The sequence below is a fragment of the Sinorhizobium sp. FG01 genome (assembly GCF_002531875.1).
Lineage (GTDB): Bacteria > Pseudomonadota > Alphaproteobacteria > Rhizobiales > Rhizobiaceae > Sinorhizobium > Sinorhizobium fredii_C.
This window is the reverse complement of record NZ_NWTB01000016.1, coordinates 48140-63106: the sequence shown is the minus strand read 5'-3', so window position 1 is coordinate 63106 and position 14967 is coordinate 48140. Positions and strand designations below refer to the sequence as shown.

The window sequence follows — 14967 nt, the reverse complement described above, 5'->3', positions numbered from 1 at the left end:
GCTGGTGGCCAGCCGGGCGATCATAGAACCACACGCGGCAGCTTCCCGGCGGTGGTAAATGCCCACGGGGTATGCCGAAGGAATAGCGCCTGTAATCATCACCGTGGTCCCACGCGCGAAAGGAGCCATTGCCGCTCTCGTCCTTATAGGGATCGGCAAGCGTGGGCGAGGCGATCAGGGCGACGGCACCAGCAAGGAAAAGACACTTCAGCATTGATTGAGCATATCTCACCAGCAGTTTGCCAGAGCAACCGTTTCATATTCGGCCTGAACCGGGGCTGAACGGTGCTGTGCAGCTTTCAACCGCTGTCCGCTTTGGGTCGATCATTCCCGTTCCCCATTGTCGTAGTAGGGCGGAACGGTGGACCAGCGGGTCTTAGTCTGAATTTATTCTCAGCACAATTATCCCGCATTCTCATGCATAACCGTTCGGCGTTCCTCTGCCGCAAGTCGGCTGCGCTATGGCTGACGAGTCGCTCGACCAGGCGAGCTGCCTCCTCTGCAACAGCGGGAATGGTGCCTGATTTTCGCGTCGATCCGAAATCGAGGCCGGCAAAAAACAGCCCTGGAATGGTGGCGACTCCATCCTCGTGTACGGGCTGGCCGGCTGCGTCGAGAGCGCCGGGGAACCGGACCCAGGAGAAATCGCGGTGAAGCCCGTGCACCACACCACCGATCTGACGCCGCTAGCATTGCAATCGATGGACCGGATCGGCGGATCGGGCAGACGCGGCTGAACCGTCTCGGCCGGATCGTCCTCGGCTGGGGGCGCATCGAGCCCGGCACGCTCGATGTATTCGTCAATCAGCCGCTTGGCATTCGCGGAAATCTCGTCGGCAAATCGCATATTGCCGTCGAGCTCGTCGCCGAAGGTCAGGCTACCATTCTCCACACCGCTGAAGCGACCGAGCAACACCACCCCTTGCGCGCTCAGCGATTGCAGGCTGATCGTGTGGGTCGCACCGACCAGCGCGCGGGCCGGAAGCTTGCCGGAGGGGAGGACGAGTTCCCTGCAAGCTCATCCGCCTCTTCGCTGTCATTGGCGATGTGTCTGGCATCGAGTTCCTCAACAAGGACGCCTTGAAGTGCGGCTGGGCCCGGCACGAACCGCATCCAAGCTCCGGCAACGAAGTCTGCTTCGCGCCCCAGCAACGGACATTCCATGTGTGATCGGCGACCGACCGCTTCGGGTCGTTTCGCCGCATTCACCGCGGTCGCAGAAGAGTGTAAGACCGTTGTTCGTCCTATAACGAGCAGGTTGCGTCAAGACGTTGCGACTGTCGCGAAAGTCCCTACTCTACGGCGTCGTTCGGTTGGGGCAAAGCATCACGACTGGCAGCGGGGGTGGACGCCCGAGTCTCGGGCGCAGGCAAGAACATCAAACTACAAATCTGTCGCATCGAAAACCGCCGCCACCCAATCGAGGAAAACCCGCACACGTGGCGATAGCTGACGGTTCTGCGGATAATAGGCAGCGAGCGGCAGTGGCGGCGGCGGCTGGGCCGGCAGGAGCTCTACAAGGTCGCCTCGCGCCAGATCCTCCCGGAAGCGATAGCGGGGCGCCTGAATCAGCCCGTAGCCCATCCGTGCGAGATGATGCGCTGTCTCCGCCTCGTTGGCGGTCTCGCGGCAGGGAAGTGTCACCTCCCTGATTCCCTCGGCGGTCTGAAACTCCATCGGCATCACACGGCCCGTGCGTGACGACACGAAGCCGATCATCTGGTGTCGGTCGAGATCATCGACCGAAGCGGGTATCCCGTGATGCTCGAGATATTGCGGGCTGGCGCAGGTCCGCTCCGGAATATCGGGGAGCCTGCGCATGATCAGACCGCTGTCATCCGGTTCGCCCGCCCGGATGACGCAATCCACCCCCTCGCGCACCAGATCGACCAGCCTGTCGCCCTGGCTGATCTGTGGGTACGCTTCCAGGAAGTCCGGCAGACGCGGCAGTAGGAAAGCCCGCGTCAGTGCGCCGTGCGCATCGATGCGGAGCACCCCGAGGGTTCACCGCCCCGCAAGGCGCCCTCCGCTTCGTCGATATCCGCGAGGATCGACAGGCACCGCCGGTAATAGGCTTCGCCATCCGGCGTGGGCGCCACATGCCGGGTGGTGCGTTCCAGCAGCCGGCTGCCGAGATGGCGCTCGAGCCGCCTGATCGCTTCGGTGGCCGTCGAACGCGGAATGCCAAGATCGGCCGCCGCGGCCGTGAAGCTGCGACGGTCGATGACCCGCACGAAAAGACGCATTCCATCGAGGCGATCCATGTTTGTTCGGGGTAGCCGAATTTTATTGCCCGCGAAAGGGGGATTATCCCGCCTCCAAGTTTCGCTACTTCCTTGCCTAGCAACGGAGGTCAAGAAATGAGGCTGAAAGACAAAACCGCAATCGTGACCGGCGCCGGCAAGGGCATCGGCGCGGCAATCGCACGACGGTTTGCCCATGAGGGTTGTGCTGTTGCGGTGAACTATGCGCGCGATGAGGCTGCTGCCCGTCAGGTCGTGCACGACATCGAGCAGGCGGGCGGCAAGGCGGTTGCGGTGCAGGCTGACCTCGGCGATCCGGCCGGCATGCCCGCGCTGTTCGATGCGGCTGAAGCCGCGTTCGGTCCGGTCGATCTACTGGTCAACAATGCAGGCATGATGCGGCTCTCACCTGTAGCCGACGCAACGGACGCGGACATCGAAGACCACTGCAGCATCAATCTCGCCGGCACTTTCCGCGGCATGCGCGAAGGCGCCAAGCGGCTGCGCGATGGCGGGCGGATCATCAGCGTGTCCTCAATCGTGGTGGGCTTCTACCAGCCCGGTTACGGATTGTATGCCGCGACGACTTGTCGATACCGGGCACCTCGAGCACCGTACAGCTGCGCGAGAGCCTGGCCGCGCCCGGCCTTTCACTGCCGCGGGATAGGCTATCGCGGATCGGTGAAGCGATTGAGCAGGAGGTGGGTTAGGCGAAGGACCTATACAAGCTCACCTGCGGAATGAATGACCGCTATCAGGCGGCGATACCCAGCATTCGAACTTCCGAAATGAAGGCGCATTGCGGACACGCCTAAAAGTGTATCCCGCCTGCTAGTATGCTTAGGTTTGCTTCGGCGCCCGCGCCTCAATCGCCCCAGTACAACGCATGTCGAAGCGTTGGGCGAGTTCCGCCAGGCTGACCTCCCCGAGACGGCTGATCAACAATGCCTCAGCCTCACGCATGGCGCCTTCGACCGCCTCGTTGACGATCTTCTCGACGGCGCAGTCGGGGTTGGGATGCTCGCTACCGATGGCGAAGATGCGCGGACCTCCCACTGCCCGATGAACATCGAGCAGCGACACTTTCGTCAGGTCCATGGCGATCGACCAACCGCCGCCATGCCCTTTCTCCGATCGCACATAACCCGCTTTACGCAGGCCGGCCATCGTACGGCGTACGACCACCGGGTTGGTCCCAAGCATGCGCGCGGCCACCTCGGACGTCATAGGTCCATCGTGGCGTGCCATGTGGAGCAACACATGGAGCATGCGGGAAAGGCGGCTGTCGTTGCGCACGGTTTCATCCTTGCACGGTGGAGTGGATTGGCAGCATCGGCAATTCACGTTACATTAAATGTTACATGATTCGTAGAGGCGTGACATGCGTGAATTTGAGAACCCCGATCATTGGGATACTGCCGCTCTGCACTACGAGAAGACCGCGCACCCCTTCACCGCGCGCTATGCCGAAGCGGCGTTGGCACGCGTGCCGCTGACCTCGGAGACTCGAGTCCTGGATGTCGCGGCCGGCACCGGCGCATTGGCACTGGCTGCGGCGCGCACGGGCGCTCAGGTGCTCGCGACCGACTTTTCGCCCGGCATGGTCACCCGCATCGCGGCTGCCCGACTGCCCAATGTGGAGGCGCGCCTCATGGATGGGCAGAACCTCGACCTTCCTGACGCGGGTTTCGACGCAGTCTTCTCGATATTCGGCGTGATTATGTTCCCCGACTGGCGCAAGGGCCTTGCCGAGATGGCGCGAGTGACTCGTCCGGGTGGATATGGTGTGGTCGCAACCTGGCAGAGTCGTGGCGCGGCGACGTTTCTGCTGCTAGGTCAGATCCGCCAGACGCTGTTTCCTGACCTTCAGAGCATGGCGATGCCGGAAGCCGTTCAGGCGCTAAACGATCCAAAGGATTTCGCGCGGGAACTGATCGATGCAGGCTATCGGGATCCGCAGATCGATCAAGTCATGTATGAATATGAACTTGAGGTCGCGACACTCAATGAGCCCGACACATTGTTTGGCATGTCTCCGGATTGGACTAGCCTTTCCGATCAGGAGAAAGCGGCAGTCGTCGCCGAGGTCCGCAGAATTGCTGCCGATCGAGCGGTTCTGCCGATACCATCTACCGCACTGATCGGTGTCGCGCGCCGCTGAACATCGTGCGGCGGCGGCTGAACGGATGACTGCTTTCAAGATCGTGGCAAGTCGTCCTGAATAACGTATTTGAGGGCGCGTTCCGGGCGTGGCTGCACTAACGTAGCGGACGGACAGCTGACCTGATCGCTCAGCTTGTGACCTGAGCACTCTGAGGTAGGGTGTCTTCTCACCCGATTGGAAGCCATGATAAACAATGCCTATGGGCATCAAGAACTATCTGATCGAAGGCAGTTCCGGCACTGGAAAAACGTCTGTCGCTACAGAACTGGAGCGGCGGGGCTACCATGTCATCCATGGTGATCGGGTCTTAGCTTATGTCGGTGACCCCGAGACAGGCCAGGCACTCGCAGGCCCTCCCAAAGGCGCAGACCGCATCGCTTGGGGATACGCGCACTGGATCTGGCCCGCCGACAAGGTCCGGACCATTGCTGCCGACACCACCCATCCTGCCACATTCTTCTGTGGCGGCTCGCGCAATTTCCAAAAATTCCTGCACCTATTCGACAAGGTATTCGTGCTCGACATCGACGCTGAGACGTTGAACCGAAGATTAGATGGACGGCCGAATGAGCCTGGCTTCGAACCGGCTGAGCGGGCACTGGTACTCCACTACCATCATACTCGGGAACATCTTCCTGCCGGCATCACCATCGACACGGCGAATACCGTCGCACGTGTTGTCGACGATATCCTCGCTAACCTCACTTGAACCCTTGCAGCAATTGTGATCGGAAAGGGACACCCCGATTATTGCGGGAAAACCGAAGCCGCTTGAACCGGCCACTGGGCGTTGTCACTATCGTAGCCGACCGGCAGCTTTGAGAAAGACAACCCCAACGACCGTCTTGGGCGCGCAAACCTGCCGTCCCCGCGCAACGAATTGACAGTCCGCTTCGGGTCGATCGTTCCGGTTCAGGGCCACGTAGCGGTCGGGTGGATAGTCGAAATTCATCTGGATGGCGCTGAGTGACCACTTCGTGACAACTCAGATGCGATTCGGATCCGGACGCCCGGTCCTGACCTTCCACCGGGCCATGGCTCCGTGAGAAGCGCGGCTTGTCCGCACACATTGGCGCACAACACATGCGCCCCGCCAAGAGAGTTGGACCAGCGAGACCAAATAGCATTAGCGACATCTAATGCTATCTATGGCACACATCCGGCGTACGCGACTTGCTACTCTATATTGTTGTGCTGGGCTGTGTCGTGTGGCGGTCGAACCGAGCATCTGTACCATCATACGAACTGCTGGCATGGTCCTGTCGATTGCCTCGGGCAGGGACTGGAATCCGGCGCCCGTGCAGCGCACACTGGCGCTGAAGCACGACATTCTGCTACTGCCGGAGCTTTCCCGCCAAGAATGAGACGAAGCGCCGGACCTTCACCGCGATATGGCGATTGGCCGGATAGACCACCTGCAACTGTATCGTGCTGATATCCCAATCGGGGAGAAGACGTACGAGCCGGCCCTGCCGGATGTCCTCTCCGACGATGAAGTCGGGCAGGAGGACGATGCCGATCCCGAGCAAGGCGGCATCGCGCAAACCAAGACTGTGATTGAGTTCCAGCCGGGGCACGATCGGAACGCGGAACTCCTCACCGTTCCTGCTGAACGGCCAGATCCGTCCCCATCTTAATTCCGCAAAGTGTAGACAGGAGTGGTGGGCGAGGTCGTGCGGCATTTCCGGCGCACCATGTTCGTCAATATAGGCGGGCGAAGCGCATATTACGATTTGCGATGTCGCCAGTTGCCGGGTGATGAGATTGATATCGACCGACAGGCGGCCGCGAATTGCAAGGTCGAAACCATCCTCGACCAGGTTCACGGCCCGATGCGACAGGTCCAGCTCGATGGACACGGCCGGGTTGAGCTTGAGGAACTCGGAAACTGCCGGCACGATCACCAGATGCCCGAGATCGGGAGGCGCGGACACCCGCAATCGCCCGACGGCTTCCTTCTGGAACGACATTGCCGCCCGTTCCGCCTCCCTTATCTGCGGCAGGATTCCCGAAAGCGCCTCCCGGTAGGCGGCGCCCGCCTCGGTCAGGACGACCTTGCGCGTCGATCTCTGGAAGAGGCGGATGCCGAGGCGATCCTCGAGCTGCCTCACCTGGGCTCCCACCGTCGCGCGCGACATGCCGAGTTCGTCTGCCGCCTTCGAGAAGCTGAGATGTGTGGAAACCGTTAGAAAGGCGGCAATCCCGTCAAGCGGATCGAGCGTTTTCATGAGAGCGATTATCCGTTCAATGATGACAATTCATCGATCTTATCATCAGGAGCGGCAGAAGGTAATCGATGGGTGCCCTCAAGCAGATGGAGACCGACATGAAGACATTCACCCATGCGGCGGTATCACCGCCCGACCATGGAACGCCGGCAATGGCGTTCGGCAAACACGTCATACGCATGATGGCGGCCAATACAGGCGGCTCGTTCGGCATGCTTGAGACCTTCGTGCCGCCCGGAGGAGGTCCGCCGCTTCACGTGCATGAGCGCGAGGACGAGTTCTTCCGCGTCCTGTCCGGCTGCTTCGGCTTCTGGTGTGCCGGCGACTATGTCGAACTGGCGGAGGGTGGCTGCATCGCGCTGCCACGTGGTGTGCCGCATCGATTCCAGAACATTGGAGAGACGGAAGGCCACCTCATGGTCGTCGTGACGCCGGGCGGGTTCGAAGCCTTCTTTCCAATCATCGAGCTCTGCAAGCCCGAAACGCCCGAGCAGATCGCCTCCGTCGCAATGGAATTCGGCCTCACCTTCCTGCCCGACGAAGATCGCAAGGTCGCCTGATCTGGCGACGCGCCGACCTGAAACACAGCGTCGAGAACCTCAACAACGGTCGATCGAAAGGAGGCCGAAGGATGACATACGCACCTTCAAACGAAAACGGAATGACCCTGACAGCCCGCCAGTTGGATACCTATCTCGCAAGGATCGGAATCGACCGGCCGGTTGCTCTCGACCTTCACAGCCTGTCGAGACTGCACCGTGCTCACCTCATGACATTCACCTGGGAAGCGCTGGATGCCTTCATGGGGTGGCCTTCCTCGATCGCCCCGGCATCCGCCTTCGTCAAGATGGTGGAGGGCAGGCGCGGCGGCTGGTGCTACGAGATGAACGGTCTCTTCGGCGCCGCTCTCGATGCGCTCGGTTTCCGGGTGACCCGCCTTTGCGGCGGCGTTGATCGTGAAAAACTGGGCGACATTGCCATCGGCAATCATCTGACTCTCCGTGTTGATCTCGACCGCTCCTATCTCGCCGAGGTCGGCGTGGCCGACGCCATCATCGAACCCGTGCCGCTTGCTGTCGGACCGTTCAGCCAGCGCGGTTTCGATTTTTCGATCATGCCGACGGAGGACGGCTGGCTGCGCTTCAACAATCATGCGCATGGCATCGCACACAGCTTCGATTTCCGGGCCGATCACAGCGACGAGCCCGCCATGGCCGCCACCTATGCCTGGTTGACGCGGGATCCAGGGTCGCCGTTCACAAACGCATTGGCAGTCCTGCGTCACACCGCGGACGGCTATGTCGGAACTGGGGGACGAGGTGAAGCTCGTCATCGAAACGCAAATGGTCCCGGCCGACTATGCCTTCCGCTGACGGTCCGGCGGGCGGTTCGACCTCGAACGGTGTGTCTCATAACCATAGTGAGAGGGGCCAAGTTCATCCCTCAACCAAGGTGACAAGGCCATTATCGAGACCCGCTGGAGAGACGGATCTCAAAGAAAGCTGCCGCCATCTGTCATCCGCGGCAGCAATTTAAAGAATCTAATCCGCTTCGACGCCGCGCCTCCGCGTGCCGGCGAACGAAGCCTCTATGCCAACACATACTCAGGAGGCACGAATGGCAATGATACCGGGTAGCGATGGTGCCGATACGCTGAATGGCGATTTCGGCGCCGACAACATCTTCGGCATGGGCGGAAACGACACGCTCAGCGGATCATTTCAGGGCGACGTCCTCTTCGGCGATACCGGTGAAGACACGCTGAACGGCGACAGCGGCAACGACTTCCTCGATGGCGGCGAAGGCAGCGACGACATCAATGGCGGCTCCGGCTCCCAATCTAACGCCAGTACCTCCGCCCGCTGTCGACTGACGATCGACCCACAACAAACCCGATTGCGAAGGCGAGGGCGCCGACCGTGAGCGCCAGGCCGGTTGCTGTGTATGGGTGATCCGCGGCGCCGACCACCACAGCGTTTGCTTCGCGGCTCACTGCGTCGGTGGCTGTCTTCGCTACCTTTCGGACGCCGGTGGGCGGTTCGGTCGGCGTCCCGGTGAAGCCGGCGCTCAGTTCGTCTTTGGCCATGTTGTTTCTCCTTCTGGGGAAGGAGGAACCGACGACGGGCGAGGAGGTTCCGGATATCAGTGCACCGACCCCGAACGCGCGTACAGCGGGTTCAGGCGCCGGCCAGCGAGGGGATCGCGGCTTGTCCGCCGCGATGGAATGGCGGATCACAGCGCGAAACCGCCGTGCTGTCGGCTGTCGCGGCGAATGTGCAAGCGCTGCTGGAATCGTTGCAGCGGTCATTCGGCCATGGGTGTAGCACTTCTGAGCGAGCGCCATCTGCGGCCCGAGATGCAGATCGTCACCAACCGCCTGCCCGCGCCTCCTGCGTTGGCCTATGTCGCGCGCCCCGCACGAAAGACGAGAAACCCGGCGCTTGATACCCTTGTCGCCGAAATCGAAAACGAAATCAGTCGTTACGGAGGGCTGGTTCTAGCGAGCTGAGTTCGCTAGGCTGACTCCCTATCGGAGACACCGGGGTACTTCTACGAGGGATTTGCCGCAGAATGGCAGCAAATCGCCTGATAGTGGTTCGTCTGGTTGCCAGGAATGTCCGCTCCGGCCAGCTGGTGCGATTGTCGAGCGTCTGCAATGGGTCGAGAGTTCACCTTCACCAGCGTCGTGGGTGGGTGGACAGCTGAAGTTCGGACAATCTCTGCTGAAGGCCTGGTCCGCGCCCAAGAGCCGCCACTGCATCGTTTTCCAATTCCGCGGGCTGAATGTCGTCTCCTAGCCTGCAGCATAGCGCCAAACCATCATCGGGCGGAAATCAACGTCAGCTCACTTTGGCCCGAATCATGGGCCCGGCTAAGATCCCTTTCCAGTGCTGAGTTTGTCGCCGGGCGATGCAAGCGGGGCAGAGATTGCATCAAATCGATGACCCACTATCAAATCGCTTCACGTGATCGACGAATGCGCGCAGCTTCGCGGCCATGTTGCGCCGGCTGGGATAATAGAGATAGAACCCGGCAAAGCTGGGGCTGTAATCCTCCAACACCGGGACCAGGTTGCCTTGCTCGATCCATGCGCGAAAGTATTCCTGCATGCCGAAGGTGATGCCTGCACCAGCGCAGGCGAGGCTGGTCATCAGCGCCATGTCGTTGGTGGTAATCTCAGGCTTCACTGCGACGCTGAATTCCGTCCCGTTCTCGGCGAACTCCCAGCGGTAGGGCGCCACTTTCGGCGCGGGTCGCCAGCCGATGCAACGATGGCTCGTGAGTTCACGTGGATGCGACGGCCGCCCGAAGCGATCGATATAGCCGGGCGTGCAGACTGCGAGCTGCCGCTGCTCGCCTGAGACCGGCACAGCGATCATGTCCTGCGCGATCACCTCGCCGAGCCGAACGCCGGCATCGTAACCTTCGGCGACGATGTCGAACTCTTCGTCAGTGACGGTGATGTCGAGTTCGACGTCCGGGTAGACATCCGCGAAGGCGGCGAGCATGGCTCCGGACAGGAAGCTCTCGGCGATCGAGGAAACCGCGAGCCGCAACTGGCCGCGTGGACGTCCACGAACATCACCAATCGCTGAAAGTGCTGCGTCGAGCTCGGCAATCGCCGGCGCCACCTCAGAGTAGAGCCGTTCGCCGTCCTCGGTCAGGCTGACGCTGCGGGTCGTTCGTCGGACGAGCGCGACGGCCAAAGTTTCTTCCATGCGGCGGATCGTCTGGCTGACGGCCGAGCGGGTGACGCCCAGGCGGTCCGCCGCAGCACGAAAACTCCTCTCTTCCGCGACGAGGGCAAACGTGGCTAGCGCGTTAAGGTCAGAATGCATTGGTTAAAAATCCTTGCCAGTATGGAAAGCTAGGTCGGGCTTATCGCGACAATCGCATCGGCTTATCTCTGTGACAACTGCTCAACGCAGTTCGACGTCATCGGAAAGGAGATCCACATGTCGTTAGATAAGGTCGTCCTCATCACAGGTGCTTCCAGCGGTATTGGCGCGGGGATCGCTCGCGAACTGGCTAGCTCAGGCACAAAGCTCGTCCTCGGCGCGCGTCGCACGGATCGTCTCGAAGCACTGGCGGGAGAAATCAGATCGGGTGGCGGCGAGGTGCTGACCCGCAGGCTCGATATCACCGACCGCTTGGACGTCGTCGGTTTTGCCGAAGCGGCGCAAAATAGGTTCGGGCGCATTGATGTGATCGTCAACAATGCGGGAGTGATGCCGTTGTCCCTGATGGCCTCGTTGAAGGTCGAGGAATGGGACCGGATGGTCGACGTCAACATCAAAGGCGTGCTCTACGGTATCGCCGCTGTGATGCCAGAAATGACGGCACGCGGCTCGGGCCACATCATCAACATCGCCTCGGTGGGAGCGCTCACCGTGTCACCGACGGCAGCCGTCTACTGCGCGACGAAATATGCGGTGCGGGCAATCTCGGACGGACTGCGTCAGGAGCGGAACGACATCCGCGTGACCTGCATCCATCCCGGCGTGGTTGAGAGCGAGCTTGCCGATTCGATCACTGACCCCGCCGCAGCCGAGGCGATGAAGAGCTACCGCGCCATAGCGCTGCAGCCGGATGCGATTGGGCGGGCAGTGCGTTTCGCGATTGAACAGCCGGAAGATGTCGACGTCAGCGAGATCGTCGTGCGTCCAACGCGGGCGGCTCACTGATGCGCCTCGCGTTCACCTTGGCGTCACCGCCTCACTCGAGGCGGTGCTTTCTCACGCTTCTGCAGAGGACGACATGACCCGCAACAATCAGATGCACCTCTTTATTGGCATGTGGGTGACCGCCGACGGCTTTATCCGTCACGAACTGTTGCCGAACGGCCGTTACGACGAGGCGCGGGGAAACCGTAAGAGCGTCTATCAAGGCCGGTATGAGGTAACCGGCGAGCACATCGAATATCGGGACGACACCGGCTTCACTGCCGATGGTAGCTTCATCGATGGCGTGCTGCATCACGCAGGGATGGTCCTCTATCGCGAGCCGTAGATCAGCGGGTGCCCTGGCAGGGTAAATATTTCTGCATTTCGGCATCGCGCCGTTGCTGCCATTGCTGCCATTGCTGCCTCAGCTTGCTCCTGGACATGCCTATGGGCTCATCGAAAGATCTCGACTTTGAGGATACGTTCGGTGCGGAAATGACGGAAGGCTTGTTTCGATTGGCACCACGCGATCAAGAGGCTGTGCGTATCGGCATAGCCGAGAAGCACAGGCCACACGATGCGGCTGGTGACCGCCCCATTCGCCGCGCGATTCGATCTCAAGCTTGCGGCCTTCCCGGATCGCCAGCCTGAGCGGTCGCGTGTCGAGTGTCACATCACCGCTAACGGCATCCGTTTTGATGCCGACGGCGGGTTGGGCAATATAGGGAAGAAGGTCCTGCGGCATAACCGATGTGGATCTTGGCCATCCCGGCCCTGCTGTGCGCATGGCCACAACCCCGCGATACTAACCGGCATCGGTTGCGCTCGAGACGGTGCCTAACGACAGAAGCGTTCCTTGGGTCATCCCTGCTCGGTCGTGAACATCCCGGCGCGGGCGGAATGAGCGAGCTCCAGTGCCTGCGGACCGGGCAGGGGGCGTGCGATCAGGTAACCCTGCGCCTCATCAAAGCCTTCTGCCTTGATCAGGTCGAACTGGTTCTTGCGCTCCACGCCTTCTACCGTCGTTACGATGCCGAGTGAGCGGCCGATCGCGGCAACCGCTCGAACAATTGCCAGGGACTCCCGACCTTCCGGGAGATCGGTGATGAAACTGCGGTCGACCTTGATTTTATCGAACGGAAAGGTTCTGAGATAACCAAGCGAGGAGAAGCCGGTCCCGAAATCGTCAATTGCAATCTTTACGCCGAGTCGTCGGATCGCCTTCAGTGTCTGAAGATTGCCGTCGCAGTCGTCGAGCAACACCGTCTCGGTGATCTCCAGCTGCAGGCGCGAGGCATCCAGGCCCGTCTCATCCAAAATGCTGCACACGCTCGCGGCGAGGCGCCGGTTTCTGAATTGCAGCGGTGAAAGGTTGACAGCCACACCGATATGGGAGGGCCACTTGACCGCTTCGGTACAAGCCTGACGAAGGATCCACTCGCCAAGCGGACCAATCAGGCCGGTTTCCTCGGCAACAGGAATGAACTCGGCCGGCGACACCTGGTCTCTTTGCGGATGTGGCCAGCGCGCCAGCGCCTCAAATGTCGTAATCTCGCCTGTATGAAGGTTGACGAGCGGCTGGTAGTGGACTTCCAGATCGCCGTTTTCGAGCGCCTGTCGCAGTGAAACTCGCATTTGCTGCACCGCCTGCAGATGCGCATCGATTCCAGGCTCATACTGGACATATGTGCCACGCCCGTCGGACTTGGCCCGGTCGAGCGCCACGTCTGCAGCCTTGATCAGTTCGTCGACCGGCTGGCCACTCTTCGGAGCAGCCGCAAGTCCGACAATAACCCCAAGATCGACATGCGTGCCGGCGAGTTCATACGGTACTTCGATGACATCGATCAGCTGCTGGGCCAGCAAACGGGCCTCAACATCGCTATTGATCCCAACGCGCAAGACGACAAATTCGCCGCCACCCAAGCGACAGAGGATGTCGGATTGCCTAAGACAGTTTTGTAGCCGTTCAGCCACACGGCGCAACAGCAGGTCGCCGGTAGCGCGACCATAGGCGTCGTTGACCGCCTTAAAGCCATCGAGGTCAAGGCAGAGAACTGCGATTCTCGTCCCCGGGGCGATCTTGTCCGACAGGCGCTCGAACTCCTCGCGCAGGAACTGACGGTTCGGCAAGCCGGTCAGCGCATCGTGGCGCGCCATGTGATGAATTTGCTTCTGTGCCAGCAATCGCTCCTGTTCCGCGTTACGGCGTTCGGTGATGTCGAGCGCAATGCCGACGAAGCCGAGAAACTTGCCGTCCGTTGCAAAGCGCGGTTGTCCTATGTCGATGATCCAGGCCGAGCCTCCGCCGGCGCGTTTCAGACGATATTCCATCTGGACGGGCTTGCGGCGGTGAAAGGCCTCGTAAAAGGCTCGATCGACAGCGTTCCGGTCATCGGGATGGACGGCATTCAACCAGCCTTCTCCGGCCGCCTGTTCGGCGGTCTGGCCGGTCGTCTCGAGCCAGAGCCGGCTGTGGTAGTCGTCTTCGCCGTCTTCGCCAGTCGCCCAGATCATCACCGGCGCGTCGTCGGCGATTGCCCTGAAACGGGCCTCGCTCTCCTTCAGGGCTTCGAACATTTTGCGACGATCATCGATGTTCTCGACTGTGCCGTACCATCGACGGATGCTTCCGTCTTCGGTCCTGCGGGCGGCGGCACGACCGCGGAACCAACTGTAGCCGCCCTCCGCGGCCGCCAGGCGGAACTCGATATCGAGCGGCTCTCCGGTCTTGAGCGATTTCGACCACTCTCGCTGAACGTCGTTCAGGTCGTCGGGGTGCATCGCCTTTGCCCATCCCCCTGCGAGAGCTTCCTTTGCGGCAAAGCCGGTATTTTCCCATCGCGGACCCATCTCCAGAACCTGTCCCGATGGATCTGCCGTCCAAGGCACCTGCGGATGCAGTTCCACAAGCGAGCGATAATGCTCCTGGCTAGCCTGAAGCTCTGCCTCCACTCTTCGCTGTTCGGTGACATCCAGGATCGCCGCGACTATGATCTTTTCGCTCGAGTCCGTTCGCGTCAGCTCGGCTCGGCGTGTCCGGATCAGAAGAGACCTCAGCTCTCCTCCCGCTTGGGCGATATCTTCCTCGACCGATCCTCCGGTACAAAGCACGCGCTTATCGATCGCGCGGATCCGATCCGCTTCCGCCGCCGGCCGAATGTCGTAATCCGTGCAGCCGATCAGGTCGCCCGATCTTCGACCAACCAGCGCGCAAGCCGCCTCGTTGAGGAAGCGGAAGCGAAACTGCTCGTCCTTGACAATAATGGGTAGCGGGATTGCGTTGAGGAGGACCTCGAGATCGGCGCCGAAAGTCAAATGCTACTCCGATGATCTCAGTTGCGGTTTCCGATAGCGCCTCACATGACGGTGGCAGAAAGCGCGTTGCCGATATCGGCTCCGCAGCAGCGAGCCGGGATATGATCCGTATTTCAGAGGCGAAATGGCGCGCACTGGCACCTTTTCAACACCCTAGAGTGGCAGCAGTTAACAAGAAAGTGAGGGCTCGGTCCTGAACGAAGGTGCAAACTTTGCAAATCACATGAGGTTTGCCATGGATTCCGCGCTCGTCGTGATAAGGTGTTGAAGGGCGCCTCTGCCGATAGGCGGCTTTGTTAACCCGTCTTTCGCTCGGGCGAAAACAGGCTTCGAACCTATCCCGGTCACAA

Annotated in this window: 14 protein-coding genes and 3 pseudogenes; 9 read left to right on the top strand and 8 right to left on the bottom strand. The window is 60.8% G+C overall.

Going from position 1 to position 14967, the window contains the following annotated elements:
• Positions 1 to 415: 415 nt before the first annotated feature.
• The gene (locus CO656_RS23705) at positions 416 to 913 is read right to left on the bottom strand and encodes a hypothetical protein (RefSeq protein ID WP_234819570.1); all 498 of its coding nucleotides are present in this window, start codon (positions 911 to 913) and stop codon (positions 416 to 418) included.
• A gap of 470 nt (positions 914 to 1383) precedes the next feature.
• Positions 1384 to 2264: pseudogene (locus tag CO656_RS23700) on the bottom strand (LysR family transcriptional regulator).
• Positions 2265 to 2360: 96 nt separating this feature from the next.
• On the opposite strand from CO656_RS23700, the gene CO656_RS23695 reads away from it, so the two are divergent.
• Entirely contained in the window at positions 2361 to 2987 is a 627-nt protein-coding gene (locus CO656_RS23695) for an SDR family NAD(P)-dependent oxidoreductase (protein ID WP_234819569.1), read from the top strand.
• Between the two features lie 96 nt (positions 2988 to 3083).
• On the opposite strand, the gene CO656_RS23690 is transcribed toward CO656_RS23695, so the two are convergent.
• The gene (locus tag CO656_RS23690) at positions 3084 to 3539 is read right to left on the bottom strand and encodes an Rrf2 family transcriptional regulator (protein ID WP_097527336.1); all 456 of its coding nucleotides are present in this window, start codon (positions 3537 to 3539) and stop codon (positions 3084 to 3086) included.
• Between the two features lie 85 nt (positions 3540 to 3624).
• Here CO656_RS23690 and CO656_RS23685 point away from each other — a divergent pair, with 85 nt between their 5' ends.
• Both CO656_RS23685 and CO656_RS23680 read left to right on the top strand, forming a co-directional pair.
• Positions 3625 to 4404, top strand: coding sequence for a class I SAM-dependent methyltransferase (locus tag CO656_RS23685; protein ID WP_097527335.1), 780 nt, complete (start codon positions 3625 to 3627; stop codon positions 4402 to 4404).
• Positions 4405 to 4606: 202 nt separating this feature from the next.
• A complete protein-coding gene (locus CO656_RS23680; RefSeq protein ID WP_097527390.1) occupies positions 4607 to 5116 on the top strand; it encodes a nucleoside kinase in 510 nt (169 codons plus the stop codon).
• A 625-nt stretch (positions 5117 to 5741) separates the two neighbouring features.
• Here the strand turns inward: CO656_RS23680 and CO656_RS23675 are convergent.
• On the bottom strand, positions 5742 to 6635 hold the full coding sequence (locus CO656_RS23675) for a LysR family transcriptional regulator (RefSeq protein ID WP_037421639.1): 894 nt from the start codon (positions 6633 to 6635) through the stop codon (positions 5742 to 5744).
• A gap of 98 nt (positions 6636 to 6733) precedes the next feature.
• Here CO656_RS23675 and CO656_RS23670 point away from each other — a divergent pair, with 98 nt between their 5' ends.
• From CO656_RS23670 to CO656_RS23660, 3 genes are all read left to right on the top strand, one after another.
• Positions 6734 to 7195, top strand: a complete 462-nt coding sequence (locus CO656_RS23670; RefSeq protein WP_097527389.1) for a cupin domain-containing protein — start codon at positions 6734 to 6736, stop codon at positions 7193 to 7195.
• Between the two features lie 71 nt (positions 7196 to 7266).
• Entirely contained in the window at positions 7267 to 8091 is an 825-nt protein-coding gene (locus tag CO656_RS23665) for an arylamine N-acetyltransferase (RefSeq protein WP_097527334.1), read from the top strand.
• A gap of 161 nt (positions 8092 to 8252) precedes the next feature.
• Positions 8253 to 8558, top strand: coding sequence for a hypothetical protein (locus tag CO656_RS23660; protein WP_234819568.1), 306 nt, complete (start codon positions 8253 to 8255; stop codon positions 8556 to 8558).
• Here CO656_RS23660 and CO656_RS30960 read toward each other — a convergent pair.
• Complete coding sequence (locus tag CO656_RS30960; RefSeq protein ID WP_037426829.1) at positions 8476 to 8721, bottom strand: hypothetical protein; 246 nt, start codon at positions 8719 to 8721, stop codon at positions 8476 to 8478. The two genes, CO656_RS23660 and CO656_RS30960, sit on opposite strands and share 83 nt — an antisense overlap.
• 184 nt (positions 8722 to 8905) lie before the next feature.
• Between CO656_RS30960 and CO656_RS23650 the strand changes: the two are divergent.
• Positions 8906 to 9144 (top strand): annotated as a pseudogene (locus CO656_RS23650) (LysR family transcriptional regulator); the annotation flags it as partial.
• A 424-nt stretch (positions 9145 to 9568) separates the two neighbouring features.
• Here CO656_RS23650 and CO656_RS23645 read toward each other — a convergent pair.
• A complete protein-coding gene (locus CO656_RS23645) occupies positions 9569 to 10474 on the bottom strand; it encodes a LysR family transcriptional regulator (protein ID WP_097527333.1) in 906 nt (301 codons plus the stop codon).
• Between the two features lie 117 nt (positions 10475 to 10591).
• Here CO656_RS23645 and CO656_RS23640 point away from each other — a divergent pair, with 117 nt between their 5' ends.
• Both CO656_RS23640 and CO656_RS23635 read left to right on the top strand, forming a co-directional pair.
• Positions 10592 to 11320: an SDR family oxidoreductase gene (locus CO656_RS23640; RefSeq protein WP_097527332.1), complete on the top strand. Its 729-nt coding sequence runs from the start codon at positions 10592 to 10594 to the stop codon at positions 11318 to 11320.
• 73 nt (positions 11321 to 11393) lie between these two features.
• Complete coding sequence (locus CO656_RS23635; RefSeq protein ID WP_097527331.1) at positions 11394 to 11645, top strand: Atu4866 domain-containing protein; 252 nt, start codon at positions 11394 to 11396, stop codon at positions 11643 to 11645.
• 1 nt (position 11646) lies between these two features.
• Here the strand turns inward: CO656_RS23635 and CO656_RS23630 are convergent.
• Positions 11647 to 12053 (bottom strand): annotated as a pseudogene (locus CO656_RS23630) (WYL domain-containing protein); the annotation flags it as partial.
• Positions 12054 to 12160: 107 nt separating this feature from the next.
• Positions 12161 to 14617 (bottom strand): EAL domain-containing protein, encoded by a 2457-nt coding sequence (locus CO656_RS23625; RefSeq protein ID WP_097527330.1) that lies wholly within the window; start codon positions 14615 to 14617, stop codon positions 12161 to 12163.
• Between the last annotated feature and the right edge of the window lie 350 nt (positions 14618 to 14967).

What these genes read in the sequence shown, in the direction of transcription:
- CO656_RS23665 (WP_097527334.1), top strand. Translation starts at nt 7,267, where the DNA reads ATGACATACGCACCTTCAAACGAAAACGGAATGACCCTGACAGCCCGC.
- CO656_RS23660 (WP_234819568.1), top strand. Translation starts at nt 8,253, where the DNA reads ATGGCAATGATACCGGGTAGCGATGGTGCCGATACGCTGAATGGCGAT.
- CO656_RS23695 (WP_234819569.1), top strand. Translation starts at nt 2,361, where the DNA reads ATGAGGCTGAAAGACAAAACCGCAATCGTGACCGGCGCCGGCAAGGGC.
- CO656_RS23645 (WP_097527333.1), bottom strand. Translation starts at nt 10,474, where the DNA reads ATGCATTCTGACCTTAACGCGCTAGCCACGTTTGCCCTCGTCGCGGAA.
- CO656_RS23640 (WP_097527332.1), top strand. Translation starts at nt 10,592, where the DNA reads ATGTCGTTAGATAAGGTCGTCCTCATCACAGGTGCTTCCAGCGGTATT.
- CO656_RS23685 (WP_097527335.1), top strand. Translation starts at nt 3,625, where the DNA reads ATGCGTGAATTTGAGAACCCCGATCATTGGGATACTGCCGCTCTGCAC.
- CO656_RS23670 (WP_097527389.1), top strand. Translation starts at nt 6,734, where the DNA reads ATGAAGACATTCACCCATGCGGCGGTATCACCGCCCGACCATGGAACG.
- CO656_RS30960 (WP_037426829.1), bottom strand. Translation starts at nt 8,721, where the DNA reads ATGGCCAAAGACGAACTGAGCGCCGGCTTCACCGGGACGCCGACCGAA.
- CO656_RS23680 (WP_097527390.1), top strand. Translation starts at nt 4,607, where the DNA reads ATGGGCATCAAGAACTATCTGATCGAAGGCAGTTCCGGCACTGGAAAA.
- CO656_RS23675 (WP_037421639.1), bottom strand. Translation starts at nt 6,635, where the DNA reads ATGAAAACGCTCGATCCGCTTGACGGGATTGCCGCCTTTCTAACGGTT.
- CO656_RS23635 (WP_097527331.1), top strand. Translation starts at nt 11,394, where the DNA reads ATGACCCGCAACAATCAGATGCACCTCTTTATTGGCATGTGGGTGACC.